This is a genomic window from Streptomyces sp. NPDC039736, from assembly GCF_055596485.1.
On record NZ_JBVIUQ010000001.1, the window covers coordinates 865,638 to 891,459 of the forward strand.

Consider the following 25,822-nt stretch of genomic DNA (forward strand, 5'->3'; position numbering starts at 1 on the left):
GGTTCCGGCGCATTCAAGATACCCAGACCATCCAGATGATGGCATCATGTGTTCACGTCATCCGAATGCGACGAGGAGAAGACACGCATGCCGCAATCACCTCTCCACCCCCGGCCCCCCGTCCCCGAGCTCCTGCTCTCCGACCCCGACGTGCTTCGCGACCCCTTCACCGCCTACGGCCGCGCCCGCGAGGAGTCCCCCGTGGTCCACCTCGCCGCCCCCGGCTTCGGCGGAATGTGGGCCCTCACGCGCCACGCCGACGCCCGCGCCTTCCTCGGCGACCCCCGCTTCGGGATCCGCACCGACAGCTTCCTGCGCCCGGACGTACCGGAGGACTGCGTTCCGTACATGCGGACCATGGCCGAGATGAACGGCCCCGAACACCTGCGCCTGCGCAGGCTCGTCGCCCCCGCCTTCAGCGCCCGCCGCGCCGCCGCCTTCCGCCCCCGCGTCGAGGCGACGGTCGACCGCCTCCTCGACGACCTCGCCGCCACGGCCTCCCACCAGGACGACACCGCCGACCTGGTAGCCGACTTCGCGCTGCGCCTCCCGATGGAGGTGATCTGCGAGTGGGTCGGCATCGCGGAAGAGGACCGCCCGCACTGGCGCGAGGCCGGAGCGACCATCGCGGCCGGCGCGGGCCCGCAGTTCGCGGCGGCGATCCCCGGCATCATCCGGGGCGCGCAGCGAGCGGTGGCCCGCCGTCGCACCGAACTCACGGACACGGCACCCGCCGCCGGCCCCACGGACCTCCTCACCGACCTGATCCGCGCCCAGGACGAGGACGGCGACCGCCTGACCGACACCGAGATGGTGACCCTGATCTGGCACATCGTCCTCGCGGGCCAGTCACCCACCCCCCTGGTGGCGAACGCCGTCGACGCCCTCCTCGCGCACCCCGGCCAGCTCGCCGCCCTCCGCGCGGACCCGTCCCTGCTGCCGGGAGCCGTCGAGGAGCTGACCCGCTGGGCGGGCCCCACCCTCCTGTCCATCCCGCGCTACGCGTCCGAGGACACCGACCTGCACGGCGTACGCATACCGAAGGGCGCGGCCGTCACCGCCCTGGTGGCCGCCGCCAACCGGGACCCCCGCGTCTTCCCCGACCCCGACCGGCTCGACGTCCGCCGCCCCGCTCCCGCCACCCCTCACCTGGGCTTCGGCCACGGCCCGCACTTCTGCCTGGGCGCGTCGGTCGCCCGCGTCCAGACGGAGGCAGCCCTCGCCGCCGTGGTCCGCCGCTTCCCCCGCCTGGCCCGCGCGGGCGACGCGAGGAGGGCCCTGGACCCCGGAACGTGGCGCCTGGAATCCCTTCCCGTACGCCTCTGAGGCCGTCGCCCTTCCCGTGCGCCTCCGAAGCCGTCGCCCGGCGCCGGACCGCGGGGTTCGGACGCCGTCCGGGCGGCTACCCGGCCGACGCGCCCTCCCGGGCCGCCACCGGGAGGTTCTGGGCCAGGTCTTCGGCCAGGAGGCGTTTGGCGATGCGGTCGGCGGCGGCGTGGAGTTCCGCGCTGCGGGGGCGGCCCGCGTCCTTCTCGAGCTGGTCGCCCAGCCAGGTCGACCACGCGTCGGCGATCACGCGCGCCTCGCGCTCACCGGCCGGAGTGTGGGAGAGGAAGTTGCCGTCGCGGGTCAGGTAGCCCTCGTCGACCATGCGGTCGAAGACGGGCAGCAGTACCTCCGGGGGCACGTTGCGGCGGCCGGAGACGAGGCCGAGCGTGGCGTGGCCGACCATCCGGGTGAACAGGTCCACCTGCATCACCGCCCACGCGCCGGCGATGTCGAGGCGGGTGTCGGAGTCCGTGACGATCTGGCGGGCCGTCAGGGGCCCCTTGGCGCGGACGATGCGGGCGACCGCCCGTTCCAGGGCCTGCGAAGAGCCGTGCGCTCCGCTCGGGGTCGGCTGCGCGAAGCCGTCGCCCAGGTCGGCGGAGGCGGCACGTGAGGTGTCGCGCAGCTCCACCTGCTTGAGGAAGAGCGAGACGAGGAAGCCGAGGACCGCCACCGGCACCGTCCACAGGAAGACCGTGCTGAGGGTGTTCGCGTACGCCTGGACGATCGGCTCGATCTGGGCGGCGGGGAGCCCGTGCAGCGCCTGCGGGTTCTGGGCGGCCCGCGCGACGGCGGCGGGGTCGGTGCCGGCGGGGGCCAGGCGGGTCGCGGCGGTCACGCCCTCCGTCAGGTTGGGCTTCAGGGAGTTCGCGTAGATCGTGCCGAAGACCGCGGCGCCGAAGGAGCTGCCGAGCGTACGGAAGAAGGTGACACCGGACGTGGCGGTGCCCAGGTCCGCGTAGTCGACGGTGTTCTGGACGGCGATGGTGAGGACCTGCATGCACAGGCCGATGCCGACGCCCAGCACGAACATGTAGAGCGATTCCAGCCAGGTGCCGGTCGTCGGGCCCATCAGCGAGAGGAGGTACAGGCCGAGACCCATCACCGCCGAGCCGACGATCGGGAAGATCCGGTAGGTGCCGGTCTTGCTGACCACGTTGCCGCTGAAGACCGACGCGATGAGCAGGCCGAGGACCATGGGGAGCGTACGGACGCCCGAGATCGTGGCCGAGTCCCCGTCGACGTACTGGAGGTACGTGGGAAGGAAGGTCATCGCGCCGAGCATCGCGAAGCCGACGATGAAACTGAGGACCGAGCAGACGGTGAAGACCGGATTGGCGAACAGCTTCATGGGGAGCATGGGCTCCGCCGCCCGGGTTTCGACCACGCAGAAGAGCGCGAGCGCGACGACGCCGCCGACGAAGAGGCCGATGACGACCGCCGAGCCCCACGCGTACTCGTTGCCGCCCCAGCTCGTCGCCAGGACCAGGGCGCTGGAACCGATCGCGACGAGGGCGATGCCCAGGTAGTCGATGCGGGGCTTGTCGGCCGACTTGACGGAGGGGATGGTGCGGGCGGCGGCCAGGACCACCAGGATCGCGATCGGTACGTTGACGTAGAAGGCCCAGCGCCAGGACATGTGGTCGGTGAAGAGGCCGCCGAGGAGCGGGCCGACGACCGTCGAGACGCCGAAGACGGCGCCGATCGCCCCCTGGTACTTGCCGCGCTCACGCAGCGGGATCACATCGGCGATCAGTGCCATCGCGGTGACCATCAGGCCGCCGGCGCCGATGCCCTGCACCGCTCGCCAGGCGATGAGGAGGGTCATGTCGGTGGCGAGGCCGCAGAGGAAGGAGCCCGTGATGAAGATGACCGCGGAGATCTGGAAGACGACCTTCCGGCCGAACAGGTCGCCGAACTTGCCGACCAGGACCGTCGCGACCGTCTCGGCGAGGAGGTAGGCCGTGACCACCCACGACATGTGGGCCGCGCCGCCGAGGTCCGAGACGATCGTCGGCAGGGCCGTGCCGACGATCGTCTGGTCGAGGGCCGCGAGGAGGACGCCCAGCATGATCGTGCCGAAGACGATGTTGCGCCTGCGGCCGTCCAGGACGGGAGGCACCGGCTCGGCGGGCTGCGCGGCGGATGCGGTGGCGTTCTCGCTGGCAGTGGTCACCCTCGCACGATCACACCGGCGGGGGGATCGCGCACGTGGGGGAGGGCCGGCCCGGTGACGGACGGCGCGGCCGCGGCGACACTGCCGTCGGCGACGGAGAGTCGCTGGTCAAGGGCGGAATCGCGGTCGACCCGCTCCGGCGACGACCGGAACGTCCGTACACGCGCCGTCCCTGTGCATGACGCCACGTCAAAGGTCCCTCCGGCGTACGAGGACGAGCGCGGCCGCCGCCGAGAGCGCCGGCCACAGCGCCAGCACCGCCCACGAGTGCGCGGCGGAAGGGGTGTGGGGGAGCGGTACGTGCAGCGGTGCGACGGTGGCGAGGTTCTGCCAGGCGTTCAGCGGCAGCGCGAACTTGATCGCCGCCGTCCACGCCTCGTCCTGGCTGACGAACGACGGCAGCAGGACCAGTACCAGCGCGGTGACCGCCACCGTGGCGGCACCGTGTCGCAGCAGCACCCCGATGCCCAGACCGACGAGTGCGCTCAGCGGGGCGAGTGCGGCTGACGCGGCCAGGGACCCGAGCACCCCGGGGTCGCCGAACGACAGTCCCGCGCCCCGCCCGGACAGGATCGCCTGGGTCACCGCGAACGAGGCGGCCACCACAACCACCCCGAACACTCCCGTGACCCCCGTCAGGACGAGTGCCTTGGCGGCCAGCAGCGAGCGCCGGGCCGGGACGGCGGCGAAGGTCGTCCGGATCAGGCCGCTCGCGTACTCGTTGACGACGGCCAGGGCCCCCAGTGTGCCGACGATCAGCATCAGCACCATGGCGGAGGCGATCGGGAAGGCGTCCCGGATCGCCCAGGTGGGAACGAAGTTCTCGCGGATCCCTTCGGCGTACCGAGGGAAGTTGCGGTGGTCGGCGACGGCTCCGTTGACGCCGATGCCCAGCACGATGAGTGCCGCCGACGGAAAGGTCCAGCGGGTGGGACGCAGGGACCAGAACTTGATCCACTCAGCGGCGATGAGGTCGACGAAGCGGGCGGCCAGGGGAGTGGTCATCGGGCGGATCCGGTCCGTGTGGTGCGCGGTGCTGTACGACGGGGCGTGTCCCGTGTCGCGCCGTACTCGACGCTGTCGGCGGTGAGTTCCATGAAGGCCTCCTCCAGGGAGGAGGTGTGCGGGGTCAACTCATGAAGGAGGCAGCCGTGTTGGGCGGCGAGCTCGCCGATGCGGGGCGCGGGCAGCCCGGTCACCGTCAGGCGCCCGTCCGTGCCCGTCTCCACCGACGCTCCGGCCGCGATCAGCTCAGGGGTCAGGTCCGCCGCGTCCGGGGTGCGCACCGTCACGCTCAGCCGGGTGCCGCGCGCGGCGAACTCCGTCAGGCTCTCGGCGGCGATCAGCTCGCCGCGGCCGATCACGATCAGCCGTTCGGCCGTGTTCTGCATCTCCGACATCAGATGGCTCGATACGAACACGGTCCGCCCCTCGGCGGCCAGTCGGCGCAGCAGGGTGCGCAGCCACAGCACCCCCTCCGGGTCGAGGCCGTTGACGGGCTCGTCGAAGATCAGCACCGGTGGGTCCCCGAGCAGTGCGCCCGCGATCCCGAGCCGCTGCTTCATGCCCAGCGAGAACCCGCCGACGCGCCGCCCCGCCGCCTCCGCGAGCCCGACCTCCTCCAGGACCTCGCCCACCCGGGCGCGGGGAATGCTGTTGCTGCGGGCCAGCGCCGAGAGGTGGGCGCGCGCCGTGTACCCGTGGTGCACGTCGTGGGCATCGAGCAGCGCCCCGACGTGCCGCAGCCCGCGCGGGAGCGCGCCGAACGGGCGGCCGGCGACGAGCGCGGTGCCGGAGGTCGGCTCGGCGAGGCCGAGGATCATTCGCAACGTGGTGGACTTCCCGGCCCCATTGGGCCCGAGGAAACCGGTGACGTGGCCGGGGTGCGCGGTGAAGGACAGACCGCGGACGGCTGTGGTCCCGCCGTATCGCTTCGTCAGTTCGTTCGCTTCGATCATGTGCATCAGGCTGCGGCCCGGGACCCCGCGCGGGCATTGGACCGGCGGCCACGTTCCGGGGTCGGTGGCAGCCCGTGGGCGTACGTCCCGGGGCCAATGACCGGACGTCGCGGCGGCCGTACGATCGTCCGCATGTACGAACGAGTAGGGCACGGCCCGGCCACCGGCTTCCCCGGCCAGAGGCTGCGCCGCTGGTGGAGGAGGGGGCGGGCCCAGGCGCCGGGCGGCACGGGGGCTTCGGGCGGGCCGGTGGGACGGGGCGGTGGGGGCGACTGGGGTGGTCGGGGTGGCGGGGGTTGTCGGAGGGACCGGACCGGCCGAGGCGGGCAACGGGGCCCGGGCGGCCCGGGTGCCCTGTACGTAATCGCTGGGCGCACCGGAACCGCGTCCCGTGCGGGAGCCGCACCGCGTATCGGTCCCGTGCTCCGTGCCGCGGCCGCAGCCCGTACCGGATTCATGCTCCGTACCGGAGTTGGCAACGGGACGGGCCCCGTCCCTGCCCCTGGCTTCGACCCCGGGTCGGGGCCAGACCCCGGCCCCGGCCACACCCCCGCCCCCCACCGAGTCATCGGGCCCACACCCCCCGCGTCGTCCCGTCCCCGTGTGGTCCTTGCCTGGGCCGGGGCGCTCGTCTTCCCCGTGGCCCTCCACTTCGCCCTGCACGAGAGCCGCGCGTACCCCACCGCCCTCCAGGTTCTGGTGCCCGTTCTGCTCGGCGTGCTGCCGCTCGGGCTGCTGCGCCGTCGGCCGTTGCCCGGCCTGCTGTCCGTGGTCGTCGGCACGTTCGCGGGCGGGACCACCGTCCCGGAGCGGTGGGTGGAGTTCCCGAGCGGTTCTCCCGTCCTGCCCCTGCGGCCCGAGGCGGAGTGGGCCGGGTACTCGCTCGTCGCGTCCGGGGCCTTCGCGGTGGCGGTCGTCGCCGCCACGCGAGGGCCGCGGTGGTCGGTCGGCGCGGCCGCCGCCGTGTTCGCCACGCTCGCGGCAGCGGCTCCGTACTTCACCTCCGGCCAGAACGTCTACGTCTCCACCCTCCTCTTCTTCCTCCTCGTCCTCCTCGTCGCCTGGGGCGTCGGCCACTCGGTCCGCGAACGCAGGCAGCACGCGGCGGCTCTCGGCGCGCAGGCCGCAGCACAGGCCGTCACCGCGGAACGCCTGCGTATCGCAAGGGAGTTGCACGACATGGTCGCGCACAGCATCGGCATCATCGCCATCCAGGCGGGAGTCGGCAGCCGCGTCATCGACACCCAGCCCCACGAGGCCCGCAACGCGCTCACCGCCATCGAGACCACCAGCCGCGACACCCTCTCCGGCCTGCGCCGGATGCTCGGCGCCCTCCGCCAGGCCGAACCGGACCGCAGTGCACAAGGCCCGCCCCCGGGCCTGGCGGACCTCGGCCGCCTGGTGGAAACGGCCACGGCCGCAGGCGTACGGGTGGACCTCCACCGCACGGGGGAGCCGCGCCCGCTCCCCACCGATCTGGACCTGTCCGCGTACCGGATCGTCCAGGAAGCGGTCACCAACGTCGTACGGCACGCGGGCACCGGCGCGTGCCGGGTCACGGTCGAGCAGCACGCGACGGAACTCCGCATCGAGGTGCTCGACGACGGCGCCGGCGGCGCCCGCCCCCCGGGCTTCGGCTACGGCCTGGCTGGCATGCGCGAACGTGCGGCTCTCCTGCACGGCACGTTCACGGCGGGCCCCCGCGCGGGCGGCGGCTTCCGCGTGGCGGCGCGGCTCCCCGTACCGCGGGGGACGGAGCAGGGACATCCGGCTCCTCCCGACCGCCTAACGCCCGAACCGGCAACGCCCCCCGCCCCCGATCCGACCCCGGGCCGCGACATCGTGCTCCCACCCGGCCCCGCCGAGGCGGCCCCCGGTGCGGCGACGGGCCGGGTGAGCGGCCGATGAGCGTGCGCGTACTGCTCGCCGACGATCAGCCGCTCGTGCGGGCCGGCCTCCGCGTCCTCATGGCCGACACGCCCGACCTCGTGGTCGTCGGCGAGGCCGCCGACGGGGACCAGGCGGTCGCACGCGTCGACGCGCTGCGCCCCGACGTCGTCGTCATGGACGTCCGGATGCCCGGCGTCGACGGCATCGAGGCCACCCACCGCATCACCGCTGCCCACCCCGCCGTGCGCGTCCTGATGCTCACCACCTTCGACGACGACGCGTACGTCCACGGCTCGCTGCGGGCCGGAGCCAGCGGATTCGTCGTCAAGGACATGGCGCTGGAGGACATCCTCGCCGCCGTCCGCGTGGTCGCCGCGGGCGACGCCCTCATCGCGCCCGGCGTCACGCGCCGCCTGATCGCCGAGTTCGCCGCCCGCCCCGCGCCCGCGCCCGTCGCCCGTGAGGTGGCGGGCATCACCGGCCGCGAACGGGAGGTGCTGGTGCTGGTCGGGCGCGGGCTGTCCAACAGCGAGATCGCCGCCGAACTCTTCATCAGCGTCGCCACCGTGAAGGCCCACGTGGCCCGCCTCTTCACCAAACTGGGCGCCCGCGACCGCGTCCAGCTCGTGATCATCGCGTACGACACGGGACTGGTCGGCCGCCAGGGGTGAGGGCGCCGGCGTACCCCAGCGGCCGCAGCCGTCCGCCCGCCGCCCCTCCCTCCGACGTGCCTGCCAGACTGAACCGGTGGACGACAACCGGGTGGAGAGCGGACCGCAGACGCACGCGTCGGACCGGTTCCGGGAAGCCGCCGTCGCCTGGGCGGCCGGGGGGCCGGCGGCGGACGCCGCCCGTGGGACCGCCACCGGGCTCGCCCGTACGCACGGCCCCCGGACCGTCGTCCTCGTCGAGGGCGTCAGCGACCGCGCCGCGCTGGAGGCGCTCGCCGTGCGCCGGGGGCGCGACCTCGACGCCGAGGCGGTGTGCGTCCTGCCGATGGGCGGAGCCACCGGCGTCGGACGGTTCCTGGCGTTGCTCGGCCCGCGCGGGCTGGACCTCCGGCTGTGCGGGCTGTGCGACGCCGCCGAGACCGGCTACTTCCGGCGGGCCCTGGAACGGGCGGGGCTCGGCAGCCCCGAAACGTACGGAGAACTCGAACGGCTCGGCTTCCACGTCTGCGACGCCGACCTGGAGGACGAGCTCATCCGCGCCCTCGGCTGCGAAGGCGTGGAGGAAGTCGCCGCGGAACAAGGGGACCTGCGCTCCTTGCGCACGTTCAGGAACCAGCCCGCGCAGCGGCCCCGCACCGCGCACCAGCAGCTCCGCAGGTTCATCGGCACCACCGCGGGGCGCAAGGAGAGCTATGCGCGGGCCATGGTCGACGCGCTCGACCTGGACCGTGCACCGCACCCGCTGGACGCGCTGCTCGCCCACGTGTGAGAACTGCCCGGGCGACGACCGGGCGACCCGCGCCGCCGACGTGGGCCATGCGGGCGGACAGTGGACGCTCGGCCCCCGCCGCCCCCTGCCGCAGCACCGTCCGAGGTGATTACCTGGAGCCTTCGTGGCAAACAGCGGGTTCGACTCATTCAAAAGGTGAAGACATGGGTGACGGTGGCGTGGGACGGCGTACCTTCCTCGCGGCGATGACCGGCAGCGGGGCCGCCGCCGTGGCGGCGACGGAACCGGCGGCTGCCGGGACGGCGGACGGCGGGCACGAGGAGGAGATCCGGGCGCTGATCGGGCGCATGACCGTCGCCGAGAAGCTCGGGCAGCTCCAGCAGCTCTCCTGGACCGGGGCGACGGGCCCCGGCGGCAGCCAGACCGCGGCCGCCGAACAGGCCGCCAGGAAGGGCGAGTTGGGTTCCGTACTCAACATCATCGGCGCCCGGCACAGCAATGCGCTGCAACGCATCGCCGTCGAGGAGTCCCGGCTCGGCATCCCGCTGGTCTTCGGGCTCGACGTCATCCACGGCTTCTGGACCACCTTCCCGATCCCGCTCGCCCAGGCCGCCGCCTTCGACCCCGAGGTCGCCCGGGTCGACGGCGAGGTGTCGGCGAAGGAGGCCCGCTCGCAGGGCGTCCACTGGACGTTCGCCCCGATGATGGACGTCACCCACGAGCCCCGCTGGGGCCGCATCGCCGAGAGCTGCGGCGAGGACCCGTACCTGACGGCGGCGTTCGCGGCCGCCAAGACGCGCGGCTACCAGGGCTCCGGCCCGGACAGTCTGAAGGCGAAGGACCGCGTCGCGGCCTGCGCCAAGCACTTCGTGGCGTACGGCGGGGCGGAGGGCGGCCGCGACTACAACACGGTCGACGTCTCCGAGTCCCGGCTGCGCAACCTCTACCTGCCGCCCTTCAAGGCCGCCCTCGACGCGGGCTGCGCCACCGTCATGGCCTCCTTCAACACCCTCAGCGGCATCCCCGCGCACGCCAACGGGCACACCCTCACCGAAATCCTCAAGGAGGACTGGGAGTTCGACGGGGTCGTGGTGAGCGACTGGAACGGCGTGGGCGAACTCCTCCCGCACGGATTCGCCGCCGACGGCGCGGACGCGGGCCGGATCGCGCTCAACGCGGGCGTCGACATGGAGATGGTCAGCACCCATCTCGCCGAGCACGGCGCGCGGTTGCTCGCCGACGGGCGGATCAAGGAGGAGCGGCTCGACGACGCGGTGGCCCGGGTCCTGCGGCTCAAGCACGCGCTCGGGCTGTTCGCCGACCCGTACGTGCGGGAGGCGCAGGCCGTTCCCGGGCCGACGCCCGAGACGCGCCGGGCCGCGCGCGAGGCGGCCGCCCGGTCCATGGTGCTGCTGAAGAACGAGGGCGGGGTGCTGCCGATCGCGCCGGGGAAGGCGGTGGCGGTGGTCGGTCCGTTCGCGGACTCCCGTGACCTGCACGGCACATGGGCGGGGCCGGGCGGGGAGAAGTTCCCGCCAGTGACCGTGCTGCACGGAATCCGCGACGCCGCCGGGCGCGGCGCGCGCGTCACGTACGGGGTCGGGGCGACGAAGGCTGCCGACGTGGTGGTCGTCGTGGTGGGCGAGGGCGCGAAACTCAGCGGGGAAGCCGCGTCGCGCAGTGACCTCGGGCTGCCGGAAGGCCAGGAGGAACTGATCCGGGCGGTCGCGGCGACCGGCGTCCCCTTTGTGGTGGTGCTGCTGAACGGACGGCCGCTGACGGTCGGGAACTGGGTGGATTCCGCGTCGGCGGTGCTGGAGGCGTGGCACCCCGGCATCGAGGGCGGCAACGCCGTCGCCGACGTGCTGTTCGGCAGGGTCAACCCGGGCGGCAAGCTGCCGGTGTCCTTCCCGCGCACCGTGGGACAGATCCCGGTGCACTACAACCACGAGAACACCGGGCGCCCGTACGACCCGAAGTCCCCCGGCAACACCTTCGTCACCGGCTACCTGGACGTCGACCGGACGCCGCAGTTCCCCTTCGGGTACGGGCTGAGCTACACGACCTTCGAGATCGGCGAGCCGCGGGCGAGCGTCACGCGGATCGGGGCGGCGGAGCTGAAGCGGGGCGAACGGCTGGAGGTGGAGGTCTCCGTGCGGAACACGGGCGAGGTGGCGGGCGACGAGGTCGTGCAGTTGTACGTCCACGACCCGGTGGCGTCGCTGGTGCAGCCGGTGCGGCGGCTGCGGGGCTTCGAGCGGGTCGCGCTGGGGGCGGGGGAGTCGGCGGATGTGCGCTTTTCGCTGGGGGCGGAGGATCTGGGGTTCTGGACGAACGCGGTGGACGGGCGGTTCGTGGTGGAGCCGGGGAGGATCGAGCTCTTCGTGGGGTCGAGCTCGACGGCCGGCGCCTCGTGCACGATCGAGGTGTCCTGACCCCACCCACCCCGTCCGGCCCGCTTCCCCGCCGGGCGCGGCGCCCTTCCAGGGGCGCGGGGAACTGCGTGAGCAACCACCCGCTCCCGCACGGTTCCCACCGGGGGTGGCACCCCTTCAGGGGCGCGGGGAACTGCGCGACCGGCCACGACGCATCCGCAGTGAACCGGAGGCAGCCGCGCGGCGAGCGCTTTAGGGAAAGGGGCGGGTCCGGGGCCTCTCTGCCTGAGCCGGGCGGGGCTGTGCGTCCGGTACCGGGGGCTGGGCTCACGGCCTTGGCGGGTTCGCGCGTCCGGCGCAGGCGCTGACGCGAGGGGCTGCACCCGGGTGGGCCGGGAGCGGGAGGGGCCGCCCCCTTGCCCGCCCGTTCCGCCCCCTTGGGGCGGCCCCGTCGCCCAAGGGGACGGGGGAAGGGGGTAGGGCGGCTGCGACGCGCAAGGGAGCGGGGGTGGAGGTGGGCTGCGAAGCGCAAGGGGACGAGGGCGGAGGCGGGCTGCGGCGCGCAAGAGGGCGGGGGCGCTTCAGGGAAAGGGGAAGGGGAGAGGGGAGGCCGGTCCGGGGGCGTGTCACGCGGTGTGGGGCGGTCCGGAGCGCGTCACACGGCGCGGGCCGGACCGAGTCGCAGCACGCCGCATGGGCCGCCCCGCACCGCCTCACGCGGCATGCGCCGCCCCCTTCTCGCGCCCTCCCGGATGCCGGTGCCGCCAGACCCAGAAGACCGTGCAGGACCCGACCGCCCACGCCGCCAGCACCGCGTACGGGAACACGTGCTGGTGCCCCTGGAAGTAGACCGCCGTATGCTGCGCGTTCACCGACGCCCCCGGCGGCAGCCACTGCCCGATGTGCCCCAGCACCGACGGCAGCAGCGGCCACGACACCGCCCCGCCCGAGGAGGGATTGCCCAGCAGGACCATCAGCCCCCAGGTCGGCAGCATCGCCCAGCGCCCCATCAGCGTGTTGAACATCGTGAAGACCATCCCCGACGTGAACATCGTCAGCGCCAGGATCAGCCAGGACTGGACGAACGGCAGGTCCAGCGCCCCCAGCAGCCAGTCCACCACCGCCGCGATCGCGAACGCCCCGGTGAGGGAGTACGCGACGTGGAAGGCGATGCGTTCGGCCGGGTTCAGCCCCCGTGCGTGCACGCTGAGTTGGATCGCGCCGACGAAACCGATGATCACCGCGGCGAGGGAGATGTAGAAGAGGGCGAGCCCGCGCGGGTCGCCCTTCTGCAGGGGCTTGACGTCCTTCACCTCGACGTCCACCCCGGCCGCCTCGCCCACCTTCGCCCCGGCCTCCCCGAGCAGTTGCGCCACCGAGGCGCCGGACGCGCCCGACACGTCGAGCTCCACCTTCCGCCCGTCGGCCCGCAGCACCGCGAACTCGCGCTGTTCCTCCACCGCCTCACGGGCCGCCGCCTCCGTCGCGTACGACGTCACCTTCAGCGAACCGGGCAGCGCCTCGTCCAGTCCCGCCACGAACCGCTTGAGCTGCGGCGTCGCCGGATCGCCGACGACGGCCGCCGGAATGTGGTGCGGGCTGGGGTTGGCCATGGTGTACGTGTACGAGCCGGCGAACAGCCCGGCGGCCACGGCCAGGATGAGGACCAGCACCGTCGCGGGCAGGAACGGACCCTTCTTGAAGGCCTCCCACCGCTCCGCGCCCGTACGCACCCGCCCGTGCGCGCCGTGCCGTTCGTGCGACTCGTGCGGCTCGTGCGGCTCGTGCGACGGATCGTGCGCGGCCCCGGCGGCGCGTTCCGGCTCGGGTGTCTCGCTGCTCATCCCTCTCCCGCTCCCTGTTCGTCGTGCCTGGCACGGCTCGGCGCGACCCGTTTCGGCTCGCCCGGCATCTTCGGGTAGTCCGGCGGGTACGGCAGATCGCCGAGCCTGCGGTCCCGCTCGTCGCGTTCCGCCAGCTCCAGCAGGGAGTCCAGTACGAACGCCTGCTCGTCCAGGTCGGCGTGCACGTCGCCCAGTTCGGCGAACCGGACCGGCATGGTGGCCAGGTCGAAGTCCTCGGGGCGCACCTCGTCCAGCTCCGCCCAGCGCAGCGGCGCCGACACCGGGGCGTGCGGCTTCGGGCGGATCGAGTAGGCGCAGGCCATGGTGCGGTCGCGGGTGGCCTGGTTGAAGTCGACGAAGATGCGGCTGCCGCGCTCCTCCTTCCACCAGGCCGTCGTCACCCGGTCCGGCATGCGCCGTTCCAGCGCGCGGCCCACCGCGATCGCGGCACGGCGCACCGTCGTGAAGTCCCAGCGCGGCTCGATCGGCACGAACACGTGCAGGCCCCGGCCGCCCGACGTCTTCGGCCAGCCGCGCAGCCCGTGCTCGTCCAGCACCGCGCGCAGCTCGTGGGCGGCCCGTACCGCGTCCGCGAAGTCGGTGCCCGGCTGCGGGTCCAGGTCGATGCGCAGCTCGTCGGGGCGGTCGACGTCGGCGCGGCGCACCGGCCAGGGGTGGAAGGTCAGGGTCCCCAGGTTCGCCGCCCACAGCACCGCGGCCGCCTCGGTCGGGCAGATCTCGTCGGCGGTGCGCCCGCTGGGGAAGGTGACGGTGGCCGTGGGCAGCCAGTCGGGCACGTTCTTCGGGGCGTGCTTCTGGTAGAAGGACTCGCCCTCGACACCGTCCGGGAAGCGCTCCAGGGTGGTCGGCCGTTCGCGCAGCGCGCGCAGGATTCCGGGGGCGACCGCCAGGTAGTAGCGGGCCACGTCCGCCTTCGTGAAGCCGCGTGCGGGGAAGTAGACCTTGTCGGGGCTGGACAGCCGCACGGTCCGCCCTCCCGCATCCAGCTCGATCGCCTCGCCCGCTTTGCCCATGTGCGCCACGGTAGGCCGAGCTTGCATATGCCGCATATCGGAGTTTCGGGCAGGGTCGGGGACATGGGTGCCCATGCCGACGATCCTCCGCGAATGAACCTGCCGGTCATGCCGCCGGTCAAGCCGATGCTGGCCAAGGCGGTCAAGAGGATCCCGCCCGGCATGCAGTACGAGGCCAAGTGGGACGGCTTCCGGGCGATCGTGCACCGCGACGGCGACGCGCTGGTCATCGGCAGCCGCACCGGAAAGCCCCTGACCCGCTACTTCCCGGAACTGGTCCCGGCGCTGCTCGCCGGCCTCCCGGCCCGGTGCGTGGTGGACGGGGAGATCGTGATCGCGCAGGACAGGCGGCTGGACTTCGAACGGCTCTCCGACCGCATCCACCCCGCCCAATCCCGCATCACCCTCCTGGCCGAACGCACCCCCGCGAGGTTCGTCGCCTTCGACCTGCTCGCCCTGGGGGACCTCGCGCTCTTCGACGTACCGCTGGCGCAGCGGCGCAAGACGCTGGTGGAGGTGCTGGAGGGGGCGGCGCCGCCGGTGCACCTGGCGCCCGCGACGACGGACCGGGCGACGGCGGAGCGGTGGTTCGAACGATTCGAGGGGGCGGGACTCGACGGGATCATGGCGAAGCCGCTCACCCTTCCGTACCGGCCGGACGCACGGCTCATGTACAAGATCAAGCACGAGCGGACGGCCGACTGCGTGGTGGCCGGGTACCGGCCGCACAAGACGCCCGGCCTGGGGGTCGGTTCGCTGCTGCTGGGGCTGTACGACGACGGGGGAGTGCTCCAGCACGTGGGGGCGGCCTCCGCCTTCACCGCGCGGCGACGGGCGGAGCTGGCCGGGGAACTGGAGCCGCTGCGGCTCGCGCCGGGCGCCGGGCATCCGTGGGCGGCCTGGGAGGACCAGTCCGCGCACGAGGCGAACCGGCTGCCGGGGAGCCAGAACCGGTGGAACGGCCAGAAGGACCAGTCCTGGGTCGCCCTGGACCCCTCGCGGGTCTGCGAGGTGGCGTACGACCACATGCAGGGCACGAGGTTCCGGCACACGGTGCAGTTCCGCAGGTGGCGGCCGGACAGGGACGCCGCCGGGTGTACGTACGCACAACTGGAGGAGCCCGTCAGCTACGACCTCGCCGAGGCCCTGGGCTCCTCCGGACCCGCCCCCGGGGACCCGGGCGCCTAGCCGGCCGTCTCCCGCCGCCCGGTGCCGACGGCCTTCTCCCACTCCTCCCGGGTCGGGCCCTCGGCCCGGGGCTCCCAGGACGGGTTCGCGGCCAGCCAGCGCGTCAGGTGCTGCTGGACCTCCTCGTCGCCGTACGCCTGCGCCGGCAGCGTCTGCAGGTGGCGGACCCGCAGACGGGCCCGGCCCACCACCGGGTCGGTCACGGCGCAGGCCGTCATCGCCGCCCGCTCGCGGGCGAAACCGGCCGACGGGACCGGAGCGCGGTCGGCGTAGCGGCGGCCGACGGCCTCGTCCGTCTCGACCTGCACGTCGAACCACGGACGGAGCGCGTCCAGCGCCCACGCGTGGTACGCGGCGGTGAACTCCGCGGTCGAGGGGTCCAGGGAGGCGCACTGGTGGGCCAGCCGACGGGCCGACCACAGGGCCAGCGAAATGCCCTGCGCCATGGTCGGGTTGGTGTGGGTGAAGCTGTCGCCCACGTTCAGCAGCCCCGCGACGACGGGCCCCTCCTCGTCCACCAGCGAGGTCCAGCGGTTCTCCAGACCGGCCAGCGGCAGCACCCCCGAGAGCGGCGCGGCGTGGCGGGCCTGCCGCTTCGTCCCGGGCAGGAAGGTCTCGGCCGCCGCCTCGAAGACGTCCGGGTCCATCAGCGCCGCCCGCGTCGGATCGCCCGCGTGCAGGAACAGCGCCACCCCGAACACCCGGTTGTCCGCGGGGAACACCGCGCACCCCCCGAACGAGCCGCTCGCCACCACCGGCTGCCCCTGCGCCTCGCCCTCCGGCAGCCGGTACCAGCGGCAGTAGTAGACGAGCCCGGTGGGATGCCGTTCGACGACCGGCGGCCGGCCGCCCGCCTCGGCCAGCCAGGCGGCCGTGCCGCCCCGGCGCCCCGCCGAGTCGACGACCACGTCCGCCGGGCAGGGGCCGGCGTCCGTGCGCACGCCCGCGACCCGGGGGACGCCGCTCGCGTCGACGCCGTCGAAGACCAGGCCCGTCACCGGCTCCCCGTATCGCAGCACCGCCCCCGGTTCCGCGCGCAGCGCGTCGTACAGGACGGTCTCCAGGAGGATGCGCCGGGGCAGGAGCAGGACCAGGTCCTCGTCGCCGGGGACGGGCTCCGGCGGCTCCTCGTACACGCTCAGCTCGCGGTACTCGCCCGCCCCCCGACGCAGCAAATCCTCGTACACGTCGGGGAGTTCGGCGATGAGCACGGAACGGGCCGCGCCCAGCAGCGTGTGCGGCTGCACCGCCTGCGGGACGGTCCTGGGGCGCGGCCAGTCGAAGAAGTCGGCGTCCAGGTCGCCGCTCGGGGCGCGCGCGTCCTGCTCGAAGAGGGTGACGGCGTGGCCGCGGCGGGCCAGGAGCAGACCTGTCGCCAGCCCCGCGACACCGCCGCCGACCACTGCGAAATCAGTCATGTGGAGTGCTCCTCGCGGCAGTTGGTTCCGGACCCCCGACACCTCCCCAGGACCCGCCCGCTCCGAAACCGTCCCACCGCGCGAGATCCACCACCCCCCACTCGCCGCCGTGCCCGGCCCCGGTCGTGGGGCGGAGCGCCTTCACAGGGGACTCCAGGAGGTACGGACGAAGGTGTCGGCCTTCGGCAGGCCCACCCGTACGGACGGGCAGTGCTCGTGTTCGAAGCAAAAGCGGGCGCGGTACGGCGCCATGGGCGGCCGGTGCATGCCGGAGCGCGGGCGCGGACACGGGCGCGCCCGCGGCGCCTACGCGGCGTCGGCCTTTCGGGTTACGGTCATGGGCGAATCCTGTACGAACGCGGGAGCCCGGCGCAATGGTCTTCCGGGGGCCGAGGCCGTCGGCGTCGCGGGGCGGGGGCCGTACGCGCCGGGCGTGGCGGGCCCGTTGATCAAGCGTTGATCGGACGTTGATCGAGAGCGGGCAGCGTGTGCCGCATGCCGATCAACGCCATCCGTCCCGCCGGCCGTACGCTCTCCCGCCTTCCCGCCGGCCGTGAGATCTCCTGGCAGGAGAGCGCCCTGTGCGCCCAGACCGGGCCCGAGTTCTTCTTCCCCGAGCCCGGCAGCTCCACCCGCGAGGCCAAGCGGCTCTGCGGCGCCTGCGACATGCGCGCCGCCTGCCTGGAGTACGCCCTCAGCCACGACGAACGCTTCGGCGTGTGGGGCGGACTCTCCGAGAAGGAGCGGTACGCGCTGCGCCGCGGCCGGGAAACCCGCTAGTACCCACTGGTAACACGGCGCGCGGACCGTCATGCTGGGGCACCGGCAGTACATGTCGTGCCCACGGGGCACGTGAGTCCGCAACCGCCGTACCAGGGAGCCGCGTTGAGCCGCCGCAAGCCGTACGCCGCGCAGGAGCCGGGCACCACGCACACCTACGACTACCTCGTCGTCGGCGCCGGATCGGCGGGCTGCGTGCTCGCCGCCCGGCTCTCCGAGGACCCCACCGTGCGCGTCGCACTCGTCGAGTCCGGCGGTCCGGACCGCCGCAGCAAGCCGGAGATCCGCATGCCCGCGGCCTTCCCCCGGCTGTTCAAGACCCCGTACGACTGGAACTTCAGCACGGTCGGACAAGCGGCCCTGGACGGCCGGGAGTTGTACTGGCCGCGCGGGCACGTGCTCGGCGGCAGCTCGTCCCTGAACGCCATGATGTGGGTGCGCGGCCACCGCGACGACTACGACGCCTGGGGCGAGGCGGCCGGCCACGAGTGGGGGTACGACGCGTTCGTACGGTACTTCCGGCGCGCCGAGCGGTGGACGGGCCCCACCCCCGCGCGCACCGTGTACGGCACCGAGGGCCCCCTCCACGTCTCCCCGCCCCGCGACCCCAGCCCGCTCACCGGCGCGTTCCTCGACGCCTGCCGCGAGGACGGGCTGCGCGAACTGCCCGAGCTGAACGGCCCCGACCACAGCGGCTTCGCCGTCACCCCGCTCAACCAGCGGCGCGGCAGCCGCTGGAGCGCCGCCGACGGATACCTCAGGCCCGCCCGCCGGCGCCCCAACCTGGATGTGTTCACCGGCACCCGGGTGCGGCGGCTGCGCTTCGCCCCCGGCACCCACCGGGTGGTCGGCGTCGAGGCCGACGGCGTGCCGGGCCTGATCACCGTCCGCCGCGAGGTCGTGCTCAGCGCGGGCGCGGTCGGCTCGCCGCACCTGCTGCTGCACTCCGGCATCGGCGACCCGGACGAGCTGCGCGCCCTCGGCATCGAACCGCGCGTCGCCGTGCCCGAGGTGGGACGCCGCCTCCAGGACCACCTGTCCACCACCGTCACCCTGCGCTGCCCCGACCCGATCACCCTCACCGGTGCCGACACGCCCGCCAACCTGGCCCGTTACCTCCTCGCCGGGCGCGGCCCGCTGACCTCCAACGTGGCCGAGGCCGTCGCCTTCGTGCGCAGCGGCCCCGACGTCGACGCGCCCGACCTGGAGCTGATCTTCGCCCCGGTGCCGTTCGTCGGGCACGGGCTCGTCCCGCCCGCCGAACACGGCCTCACCATCGGCGTCGTCCTCCTCCAGCCCGCCAGCACCGGCCGCATCACCCTCTCCGGGCCCGACCCCGAAGCCCCGCCGCGCATCGAGCCGGGCTACCTCACCGACCCCGAGGGCTCGGACCTGCGCCGCATCGTGGCCGGCGTGCGGCGCGCCGAGGGCCTCTTCGCGGGGCGTGCCCTGGCCCCGTACACCAGCGGGCCCATGGGGCTCTACCCGGGCGTCGTCGACGACGCGGAGCTGACCGCCGCGCTGCGCGGCTCCCTGGAGACCCTCTACCACCCCACCGGCACCTGCCGGATGGGCCGCGACCCGCGGTCGGTCACCGACCCGAGGCTGCGGGTGCGGGGAGTGGCGGGGCTGCGGGTGGCCGACGCCTCCGTGATGCCGAACATCACGCGCGGCCACACCCACGCCCCGACCGTCGCCATCGCGGAGAAGGCCGCCGAACTGCTGCGCGAGGACGCCCGCCGGGAGCACGTCCGGCCGCCCGGCGGGTCAACGTCGTCACCCGGGCGGTGACGGCACCCGGACCGGCTCCCGCCCCCTCGGCAACGGCCGCCCCGCGGCAGCGGCCGATGCCGGACCCCGTCAGTTGGTGATGCTGAACTCTTCCCCGTACATCTTCCACTTCAGCGGCAGCTTCAGGTCCATGTTCCCGTCCTTGAGGAACACCCGCTGCGCCGTGTCGATCCGCGAGGTGTCGTTGAGCGTCTTCTTCGTCCGCAGCACCTCGCGCGTCTCGTCCAGGAACGCGTTCAGGTACGCCTTCTCGGCCTTCAGCTTCGACGCCTTGTCGCCCTTGCCGCCCAGCTCGGAGGGGGCCTTGACCTTGGCGCGCGCCGTCTCCCGGATGCCGTAGAAGCCGCGCTTGTCGACGCCGGGGCCGTGCAGGACCATCGCGTCGTAGTAGATGAACTGGCCCAGCGTGCCCAGGCCGTCCATCTTCGCGAGGTCGACCGCGGGCTTGAAGTAGTACTTGTCGCGGGCCGCGTTCTGCGCGTTGACGAAGTCCGGCTCCTTCGCCGCCTGCTTCCACGCCTGGGTGAAGCCGGGGTCCAGGCCCTCGTGCGAGGCGGTGCCGTCGACCTTCTGCAAGGCGGGGATGAAGGAGGCCAGCGGGTTGTCCGGGTGGGTCTTGGTGTAGTCCTGGATGAGCTGCAGCATGTCGTGCGTGCCGGAGGTGAAGCCGATCACGCCCGCCGTGTAGCCGTTGCCGTCCTTGACGTCGCGGATGTTCGCGTACTGGCCCTGCCAGTGCTTCGTCGAGTTCTCCGCGGTGGAGATGATCTGCGCGGCCCGGTCCTTCAGGAGGGGGTCGGCGAGACCCGGAGGCAGCTTGGCTATCAGCTCCTGGTCGGTCTTGGGCTTCTTCGCCTCGTCGGGCTTCGGGTCGTCGGCGGTGGTCTCGGTGGACCAGGGGTCGACGTAGATCGGGTCGTCCCCCTTGGGGTGGCCGCCGAACGCCGCGGTGGCGACGATGGCGACCGGGGCGCCGATGAGGACTAGACGGGTGAGAGGTTTCACCCGAACAGATTACGTGGCGCGGGGGGTGGTCTTGCGAGGAGATCCCCCTCGGGGGCCGCGACGTTGCCGGGGCCGGCCGGCTGCGGGGGGCGTGATCGCCCGATACGCCCTGCTGTGGGGCGGGGCACGGTGGGGCGCATCACCCCCACGCCTGCCCTGAAGGTGCCCCGCCCGCTCTCCAACACCCCATGCCTTCAAGGCAATTGCCATGCCGGCCACTGCTCCGGCCACCCGGCCGGCCTCGGTACCGGGCCGCGCCCCCGGCGGGCCGTGCCCGGGGGCCGGCGCCACGCCCAGATCGTTACGCACCCACATGCACGACACGCCTGCCCATTTCCCACGGGGGCGGGCGCCCCGTTCAGGGGCGCGGGGAACTGCGCGCCCAGCCACGACGCTCCTGCACGAAACCGTGCGCCTGGCCGCGCGGCGAGCGCTTTAGGGAAAGGGGCGGGTCCGGGGCCTCTTCTGCGTGAGCAGAACGGGGCTGAGGCGTCCGGTGCCGGGGCTGAGCTCACGGCCCTTATGGAGACCCTTTCCCGGCACAGGTGCTTACGCGAGGGGCGGCACCCGGGTGGGCCGGGAGCGGGAGGGGCCGCCCCCTTGCCCGCCCGTTCCGCCCCCTTGGGGCGGCCCCGTCGCCCAAGGGGGCTGAGGCGGCAGGGCGGCTGCGACGCCCAAGGGGACGGAGGTGGCGGGCGGCTGCGGAGCCCAGAGGGAGCGGGGGGTGGCGGGCGGCTGCGGAGCCCAGAGGGAGCGGGGGTGGAGGGAGCTGCGGAGCCCAAGGAGAGGGAGCGGGGGAGGGCGGCCTCCGCCACCCCAGGAGAAAAGGGAGGCGGCGACCGTGCCGAGGGGAGGCGGCCGAAGTGCCGAAGGGGCAGGAGGGTGCGTCGCCCGCCGGGGTCTGGGGAGGGGCGGAGCCGGAGGCCGGAAGCGGTGGGCGGCGCGCCGGTGCCGCCGCCCACCGGGCCCGGGGGAGAGGGCGGAGCCAGGGCTCAGAGGCCGCGAGCCGCCCGGCGGGCCAGCCTCGCCGCGAGCTTCTCGTCGAACTTCTTCGCCTCCGAGTCCAGCCCGCTCATGTACAGCCCCAGCTCCTCCTGCGCCTTCAGCCCCTCCGCCCCGAGCCCGTCGATGTCCAGCACCTTCAGGAACCTCAGCACCGGCTGGATCACGTCGTCGTGGTGGATGCGGATGTTGTACACCCCGCCGATCGCCATCTGCGCGGCAGCCCGCTCGAAGCCCGGCATCCCGTGTCCGGGCATCCGGAAGTTGACGACCACGTCCCGCACGGCCTGCATGGTCAGGTCCGGCGCGAGCTGGAAGGCGGCCCCCAGCAGGTTCCGGTAGAAGACCATGTGCAGGTTCTCGTCCGTCGCGATCCGCGCCAGCATCCGGTCGCACACCGGGTCCCCGGACTGGTGGCCGGTGTTCCGGTGCGAGATCCGGGTGGCCAGCTCCTGGAAGGCCACGTACGCGACCGAGTGCAGCATCGAGTGCCGGTTGTCCGACTCGAAGCCCTCGCTCATGTGCGCCATCCGGAACTGCTCCAGCTTGTCCGGGTCCACCGCCCGCGAGGCGAGCAGGTAGTCACGCATGACGATGCCGTGCCGGCCCTCCTCGGCGGTCCAGCGGTGCACCCAGGTGCCCCAGGCGCCGTCGCGGCCGAAGAGGGAGGCGATCTCGTGGTGGTAGCTGGGCAGGTTGTCCTCGGTCAGCAGGTTCACGACGAGCGCGATCTTGCCGATGTCGGTCACCTTGGACTGCTCCGGCTCCCACTTCTCCCCGTCCTCGAAGAACCCGGGGAAGTTGCGGCCGTCGCTCCACGGAACGTACTCGTGGGGCATCCAGTCCTTGGTGACCTTCAGGTGGCGGTTGAGTTCCTTTTCCACCACCTCTTCCAGTGCGAACAGCAGCTTGGCGTCGGTCCACGCCTCCGAGCTGCCGAGATGGGGAGAGGTGATCGTCACGGGTACTCCAGGGGGTGGGGACGAAAGCAATTACCTACGGCTTCGTAGGTTACGAGACCGTAGGTTAAGCGCGGCGTGAGCGCTGAGCCAAGTCCCCGTCCGTTGCGTCCCGCTACACCCCGTTATGTGTGCAGGTCGCGCAGTCGCACCGAGAGACATGTCACGCACCCCTCCAGCTTTTCGAACTCGCTGATGTCCACCGGTACGGGGGTGAAACCGAGATCCGCGAACAGTTCGGCCGACCTGGGAGCGCTCGCCGCCATCAACACCGAGTTCCCGTCGAGCACGACCACATGTGCCCCGGCCTCCTCCGGCACGGCCAGGAAGCGCGGAAAGGCCGCCGGGCTGTCCACCAGCGGCTCGTACCCGACGACCGTCCCGTCGGGCAGCGCGGTCACCGCCGACTTCAGGTGCAGCACCCGGGTGACGGGCACCGCCACGACCCGTGCGCCGAGCGGCTCGAACGCGGCCCGGAGCTGACGCACCCCCTCCGCGTTGGTCCGCCCCCCTCGCCCCACGTACACGGTGTCGCCCACCTTCAGGACGTCCCCGCCGTCCAGCGTCCCGGGCTCGCGGACCCGGTTCACCGAGCAGCCCAGCCGCTCCACCAGCACGTCCCGCACGGCGGGCGTCTCCTGCCTGCGGCGCGCGGCCCCCGACCGCCCGACGAGCGCGACGTTGCGGAACATCACCACCGTGTCCTCGACGAACACCCCGTCCGGGCACTCGTCGGCCGGGTCCACCTCCACGGTCTGCCAGCCGTGGGCGCGCAGCGCCGCCCCGTAGGCCTCCCACTGGGCGAGCGCCAGTTCCCCGTCGACCGGCTGCCGTTCGACGTGCGTCACCAGCCCCTCGGCGAGACGCGGGCTCGGACGGCGGACAAGGGCCTTCTTGCTGGGCATGGGACAACTCCCGGTACGTGGCGGACAGATGGCGCATACGGGGCGTATGCGCGGCGAAAGTCACCGGACCCGGGGACGAACGAACGGGCCCGCCACTCGAACGTATCGAACGCGGCGAACGACGGGCCCGCGCCCGGAGGGAGCGGCGCGTCAGCCGGCGCCCGGCCCGCGCCGCGTCCGTACGCTCCACCGGCCCTCGTCGTGCCGCAGGCGCACCGGATGCGCGAAGCACGCGCTGACCAGGTCGTCGGTCAGTACCTCCCGGACGGGACCGGAGGCCAGACACACACCGTCCCGCAGCAGCATCGCGTGCGTGGTCCCCGAGGGCAGTTCTTCCAGGTGATGGGTCACCAGGACCGACGTCAGGTCCGGACGGCTCGTGCCCAACGCGTCGAGCCGGTCGACGAGTTGCTCACGTCCCACCAGGTCGAGTCCGGTCGCCGGTTCGTCGAGCAGCAGCAGGCGCGGGCTGGGCATCAGGGCACGCGCGACCAGGGCCCGGCCCCGCTCGCCCTGCGACAGCGTCGGCCAGCGCGCCCGCCCGCGCTCCGTCAGCCCGAGCAGCGCGAGGAGGCGGTCCGCGTGCCGTTCCTGCTCCCCGGTGGGCCGCCAACGGGGTACCGGTTCGACGGAGTTGGTGATCCCCGTCAGGACCACGTCCCGTACCCGCAGCGGCGACCTCAGCGGATGGCGCGGGTCGACGTGCCCGACGTACGAACGCAGCTCGCGCACGTCGATGCGGCCCAGCTCGTGCCCCAGGACCTCCACGCGCCCCCGGGTCGGGTGCGCGAGCGCGCCGAGCAGTCGCAGCAGGGTGGTCTTGCCGGCCCCGTTCGCGCCGAGCAGGGCCCAGTGCTCGCCCGGGCGGACGGTCAGCGAGATGTCGGACAGCAGGGAAGTGCCGTCGCGCACGAAGTCGACGTGCTCGGCCCGCAGAACGATCTGAGGCAGCGTCACCGTCGCTCCTGGTGAGCCCGGTTGGCCGCCGAGAGGACGGCCCGGACCGAGGCCGTCAGGACTGACGTGTCCTGGCCCGCGCCCCACACGACCGCCGGGCCGATCCGGCACTCCACGTACGCGACCGCGGGACTGCCCTGCCCGGTGGCCGTGGAGTGCTCGAAGTAGCTGAGCACCGCCACCTCGATCCCGGCCTCGGCCAGCGCCGCCGTGAAGGCGGCGACCGGGCCGTTCCCGGCCCCCTTGAAGCGGGCCGGCGGCCCGCCGTCCACCGCGATGTCGCACACCGACTCGTGCTCTCCCGGGGCGACTTCGCGCGTCTCCCACCAGGGCACGGCCACCGCCCCGCCCGTCCCGGCGTCCAGGTACGTCGTACGGAACAGCTCCCACAGCTCCTCCGCGCTCGCCTCGCGGCCGCTGTCGTCCGTCGCCCGCTGCACCGTCTTCGCGAACTCCGGGCGCATGCCGCGCGGCAGGTCGATCCCGTACCCCTGCTCCAGCAGGTACGCGATCCCGCCCTTGCCGGACTGGCTGTTGACCCGGATCACCGCCTCGTAGGAGCGTCCGATGTCGGCCGGGTCGATCGGTAGGTACGGCACGGACCACGGCAGTTCGCGTTCGGACACGCCTTGTTCGGCGGCCCGCCGGGCGTGCTCCGCGAAACCCTTGCTGATGGCGTCCTGATGGGTGCCGGAGAATGCGGTGTGCACGAGGTCGCCGGCGTACGGGTGGCGGACGGGCACCGGCAGCCGGTTGCAGTGCTCCACGACCTCGCGGACCGCGTCGATGTCGGAGAAGTCGACCATCGGGTCGACGCCCTGGGTGTGCAGGTTCAGGGCGAGGGTGACCAGATCGACGTTGCCGGTGCGCTCCCCGTTGCCGAACAGGCAGCCCTCCACGCGCTGCGCGCCCGCCAGTACGGCGAGTTCGGCGCAGGCGACGCCCGTGCCGCGGTCGTTGTGCGGATGAACGGACAGGATCACGCGGTCGCGGCGGTCCAAGTGCCGGTGCAGGTACTCGATCTGGTCGGCGTACACGTTCGGCGTGGCGGTCTCGACGGTCGCCGGGAGGTTGTGGATCACCGGCCGGTCGGGGGAGGCGTCCCACAGCTCGGTGAGCCCGTTGCAGATCTCCAGGACGAAGTCGGGTTCGGTGAGGTTGAAGACCTCGGGCGAGAACTGGAAGCGGATGTCCGCGTCCGGGCGCCGCTCGGCGAGCCGCAGGATGTCCGTCGCGGCCTCCCTGATGAGCGCGTGCACTTCCGCGCGCGACCGGCCCAGCACGACGTCGCGCCAGACGGGGGCCGTTGCCGTGTAGAGGTGGACCACCGTGTGCGGCAGGCCCTCGACGGAGGCGAACGTCCGCTCGATCAGCTCGCGGCGGGCGGGCGTGAAGACCACGGTCGTCACGTCGTCCGGGACCGCGCCGCTCGTCGCCAGACGGCGTACGAAGTCGAAGTCGGCGCGGCTCGCGGACGGGTAGCCGATCTCGATCTCCTTGTAGCCCATGGCCACCAGCAGGTCGAACAGCTTGTGCTTGCGCACGGGGTCCATCGGTTCGGACAGGGCCTGATTGCCGTCGCGCAGATCGACCGGCACCCACAGCGGGGCACGTTCGATCCGGCGGGAGGGCCAGGTGCGGTCGGCGTCGGCGAGCGGCACGGCGACGCGCTCATGGGCCGGGCGGTAGCGGTGCGAGGGCATGGGGCTGGGCCGTTGCGGATTCCAGGTGTGCACGGGAGGCGTCTTCCTCAGGTCGTCCGGTAGATCCATGGACCGACCGGCAGCACGGCGCCCCGCGGCGGGGCGCC

Annotated in this window: 19 protein-coding genes; 8 read left to right on the forward strand and 11 right to left on the reverse strand. The window is 73.2% G+C overall.

The features are described 5' to 3' along the window. The first annotated feature begins 87 nt into the window (after positions 1–87). Positions 88–1,326 (forward strand): cytochrome P450, encoded by a 1,239-nt coding sequence (locus ACZ56L_RS03655; protein WP_471061105.1) that lies wholly within the window; start codon positions 88–90, stop codon positions 1,324–1,326. A gap of 76 nt (positions 1,327–1,402) precedes the next feature. On the opposite strand, the gene ACZ56L_RS03660 is transcribed toward ACZ56L_RS03655, so the two are convergent. The 3 genes from ACZ56L_RS03660 to ACZ56L_RS03670 all read right to left on the reverse strand — a co-directional run bounded on the left by ACZ56L_RS03660 (position 1,403) and on the right by ACZ56L_RS03670 (position 5,463). Then, positions 1,403–3,505, reverse strand: coding sequence for an MDR family MFS transporter (locus ACZ56L_RS03660; protein WP_471061108.1), 2,103 nt, complete (start codon positions 3,503–3,505; stop codon positions 1,403–1,405). Between the two features lie 189 nt (positions 3,506–3,694). Then, positions 3,695–4,510 carry an ABC transporter permease gene (locus ACZ56L_RS03665; RefSeq protein WP_471061111.1) on the reverse strand — a complete coding sequence of 272 codons (816 nt, stop codon included), beginning with the start codon at positions 4,508–4,510 and terminating at the stop codon, positions 3,695–3,697. Then, a complete protein-coding gene (locus ACZ56L_RS03670; protein WP_471061115.1) occupies positions 4,507–5,463 on the reverse strand; it encodes an ABC transporter ATP-binding protein in 957 nt (318 codons plus the stop codon). Before ACZ56L_RS03670 ends, ACZ56L_RS03665 begins: the two co-directional genes overlap by 4 nt. Before the next feature lie 603 nt (positions 5,464–6,066). Here ACZ56L_RS03670 and ACZ56L_RS03675 point away from each other — a divergent pair. From ACZ56L_RS03675 to ACZ56L_RS03690, 4 genes are all read left to right on the forward strand, one after another. Continuing rightward, on the forward strand, positions 6,067–7,371 hold the full coding sequence (locus tag ACZ56L_RS03675) for a sensor histidine kinase (protein ID WP_471061117.1): 1,305 nt from the start codon (positions 6,067–6,069) through the stop codon (positions 7,369–7,371). Then, positions 7,368–8,024, forward strand: a complete 657-nt coding sequence (locus tag ACZ56L_RS03680; RefSeq protein ID WP_468684538.1) for a response regulator — start codon at positions 7,368–7,370, stop codon at positions 8,022–8,024. Before ACZ56L_RS03675 ends, ACZ56L_RS03680 begins: the two co-directional genes overlap by 4 nt. A gap of 76 nt (positions 8,025–8,100) precedes the next feature. Further along, on the forward strand, positions 8,101–8,793 hold the full coding sequence (locus ACZ56L_RS03685; protein WP_471061121.1) for a TOPRIM nucleotidyl transferase/hydrolase domain-containing protein: 693 nt from the start codon (positions 8,101–8,103) through the stop codon (positions 8,791–8,793). Positions 8,794–8,957: 164 nt separating this feature from the next. Continuing rightward, the gene (locus ACZ56L_RS03690; RefSeq protein WP_471061124.1) at positions 8,958–11,189 is read left to right on the forward strand and encodes a glycoside hydrolase family 3 N-terminal domain-containing protein; all 2,232 of its coding nucleotides are present in this window, start codon (positions 8,958–8,960) and stop codon (positions 11,187–11,189) included. A 653-nt stretch (positions 11,190–11,842) separates the two neighbouring features. Here ACZ56L_RS03690 and ACZ56L_RS03695 read toward each other — a convergent pair. Continuing rightward, positions 11,843–12,973 (reverse strand): ABC-2 transporter permease, encoded by a 1,131-nt coding sequence (locus ACZ56L_RS03695; protein ID WP_471061127.1) that lies wholly within the window; start codon positions 12,971–12,973, stop codon positions 11,843–11,845. Continuing rightward, positions 12,970–14,007, reverse strand: coding sequence for a non-homologous end-joining DNA ligase (gene ligD / locus ACZ56L_RS03700; protein ID WP_471061130.1), 1,038 nt, complete (start codon positions 14,005–14,007; stop codon positions 12,970–12,972). Before ligD ends, ACZ56L_RS03695 begins: the two co-directional genes overlap by 4 nt. A 93-nt stretch (positions 14,008–14,100) precedes the next feature. Here ligD and ACZ56L_RS03705 point away from each other — a divergent pair, with 93 nt between their 5' ends. Then, complete coding sequence (locus ACZ56L_RS03705; protein ID WP_471061133.1) at positions 14,101–15,195, forward strand: ATP-dependent DNA ligase; 1,095 nt, start codon at positions 14,101–14,103, stop codon at positions 15,193–15,195. Here ACZ56L_RS03705 and ACZ56L_RS03710 read toward each other — a convergent pair. Further along, positions 15,192–16,613, reverse strand: a complete 1,422-nt coding sequence (locus tag ACZ56L_RS03710) for an FAD-dependent oxidoreductase (protein ID WP_471061136.1) — start codon at positions 16,611–16,613, stop codon at positions 15,192–15,194. The two genes, ACZ56L_RS03705 and ACZ56L_RS03710, sit on opposite strands and share 4 nt — an antisense overlap. A gap of 495 nt (positions 16,614–17,108) precedes the next feature. On the opposite strand from ACZ56L_RS03710, the gene ACZ56L_RS03715 reads away from it, so the two are divergent. Then, positions 17,109–17,393 carry a WhiB family transcriptional regulator gene (locus ACZ56L_RS03715; protein ID WP_401759277.1) on the forward strand — a complete coding sequence of 95 codons (285 nt, stop codon included), beginning with the start codon at positions 17,109–17,111 and terminating at the stop codon, positions 17,391–17,393. A 105-nt stretch (positions 17,394–17,498) separates the two neighbouring features. Continuing rightward, positions 17,499–19,184, forward strand: coding sequence for a GMC family oxidoreductase (locus ACZ56L_RS03720; RefSeq protein ID WP_468684564.1), 1,686 nt, complete (start codon positions 17,499–17,501; stop codon positions 19,182–19,184). A gap of 69 nt (positions 19,185–19,253) precedes the next feature. Here ACZ56L_RS03720 and ACZ56L_RS03725 read toward each other — a convergent pair whose 3' ends face one another. From ACZ56L_RS03725 to ACZ56L_RS03745, 5 genes are all read right to left on the reverse strand, one after another. Further along, entirely contained in the window at positions 19,254–20,189 is a 936-nt protein-coding gene (locus ACZ56L_RS03725; protein ID WP_345218594.1) for a chitosanase, read from the reverse strand. A 992-nt stretch (positions 20,190–21,181) separates the two neighbouring features. Next, complete coding sequence (locus tag ACZ56L_RS03730) at positions 21,182–22,153, reverse strand: acyl-ACP desaturase (RefSeq protein WP_345218596.1); 972 nt, start codon at positions 22,151–22,153, stop codon at positions 21,182–21,184. A gap of 122 nt (positions 22,154–22,275) precedes the next feature. Next, on the reverse strand, positions 22,276–23,055 hold the full coding sequence (gene ddaH / locus ACZ56L_RS03735; RefSeq protein WP_471061143.1) for a dimethylargininase: 780 nt from the start codon (positions 23,053–23,055) through the stop codon (positions 22,276–22,278). A 150-nt stretch (positions 23,056–23,205) separates the two neighbouring features. Then, positions 23,206–24,012 carry an ABC transporter ATP-binding protein gene (locus ACZ56L_RS03740; RefSeq protein WP_471061146.1) on the reverse strand — a complete coding sequence of 269 codons (807 nt, stop codon included), beginning with the start codon at positions 24,010–24,012 and terminating at the stop codon, positions 23,206–23,208. Further along, entirely contained in the window at positions 24,009–25,784 is a 1,776-nt protein-coding gene (locus ACZ56L_RS03745; RefSeq protein ID WP_471061150.1) for a 2-isopropylmalate synthase, read from the reverse strand. Before ACZ56L_RS03745 ends, ACZ56L_RS03740 begins: the two co-directional genes overlap by 4 nt. Between the last annotated feature and the right edge of the window lie 38 nt (positions 25,785–25,822).